The organism is Treponema endosymbiont of Eucomonympha sp., assembly GCF_001028545.1.
Genome location: NZ_BBPW01000356.1, coordinates 1 through 705, shown reverse-complemented (window position 1 = coordinate 705; position 705 = coordinate 1). Strand labels below are relative to the sequence as shown.

Sequence of the window (705 nt, the reverse complement as noted above, 5' to 3'; positions counted from 1 at the left end):
AAGGAATCGCTCTCGTTCAACGGCAACACGGGACCGTACCTGCAATATATGGGCGCGCGGATTTCGTCGGTGCTGCGGAAAGCCGGCGGAAGCGCCGGGGGCGAATGCGCGGCGGAAAGGGCGGCGGTTCTGACGCACGACGCGGAATGGACGCTGCTCAAGCTGCTCGGCGGGTTTCCGGCGGCGGTCGAAAAGGCGGCGCGGGACTTTGACCCGTCGGCGGTGGCGGGGCTGCTGTACGACACAGCGAAGGCATTTGCCGTGTTCTACCGCGAATGCCCGATTTTGAACGCGGACGGCGCGGAGCTTCGGACGGCGCGGCTCGCGCTTGCGGAATGCACGCGCACGGCGCTCAGAAACGGCATGAGCCTGATACTGGTGCCCTTCCTTGAAACTATGTAGACAGCGTTCGGCGAAGCCGAACAACCGAGTTTGCCGCACGCCGCAGGAAACGGACACGTCCCCGAAACGCTCGGGGGACGCAACGAAAGCCTTGTTGCGTGCAGCAAAGACCGGAACGCCGGGCAAAACCGCGTACGCGAACGCATAAACGGGCGTAAGCGCCGAAACAGGAAAACTGCTTGAAGTGTTTGACTGGAAGGTTAAACGGGATAGCGGCAGCGGCTTCGACATTATCAGAGATACGGCGGGAAATTTTAAAGTATAGTATAGTGTACAAGGGCGCCATTAACGTTGCGTTAGCAC

1 protein-coding gene is annotated in these 705 nt (G+C 60.6%); it reads left to right on the top strand.

Going from position 1 to position 705, the window contains the following annotated elements:
* Nucleotides 1-402: DALR anticodon-binding domain-containing protein (locus tag AWU74_RS07045; RefSeq protein WP_306701060.1), on the top strand; the 402-nt coding region annotated here is incomplete at its 5' end.
* Nucleotides 403-705: the final 303 nt, after the last annotated feature.